1 protein-coding gene is annotated in these 586 nt (G+C 68.6%); it reads left to right on the top strand.

Annotation, left to right across the window (positions count from 1 at the left end):
* On the top strand, positions 1 to 586 hold a 586-nt coding region (locus AC1DY5_RS58060; protein ID WP_478123102.1), incomplete at both ends, for a CaiB/BaiF CoA transferase family protein.

Genomic DNA, 586 nt, shown 5'->3' with positions numbered 1-586 from the left:
GTCGATCACGGTGAATCTGCGCAGCAAGGAAGGCCAGCAGATCGTGCGCGACCTCGCGGCGGGCGTCGACGTCGTGATCGAGAACTTCCCGGTTGGCACGCTCAAGCGCTACGGCCTCGGGCCGGATGCGCTGCGCGAGTCGAACCCGGGGTTGGTCTACCTGTCGTGCACCGGTTTCGGCCAGACAGGCCCTTACGCCCCGCGCAAGGGCTACGACACCGTGTTCCAGGCGATGGGCGGAATCATGAGCCTGACCGGAGAGCGCGGCGGCGGCCCGGTCAAGCCGGGTCTGCCGGTGGCGGACCTGACTTCGGGCCTCTGGGCCGCGATCGCCATCCTGTCGGCGCTGCAAGGGCGAAGCGCGTCGGGGCAAGGCTCTTACATCGACCTGTCCATGTTCGATGCGCAGGTGAGCCTGCTGACGCTGGCAGCAGCCCGCTGGTTCGCGCTGCAAGAGGTGCCGCCACGCCTCGGTACCGAGCATCCTGGTCGCGTGCCGTCGGCGAGTTTCGAAGCGTCCGACGGCCGCTGGCTCCACATCACCGCCAGTGATCAGCACTGGGCCCCGCTGTGCGCAGTGCTGGGC

This window comes from Variovorax sp. P4_D9, assembly GCF_056401695.1.
The sequence above is the reverse complement of the archived record's forward strand: the minus strand, read 5'-3'. Positions and strand labels throughout refer to the sequence as shown.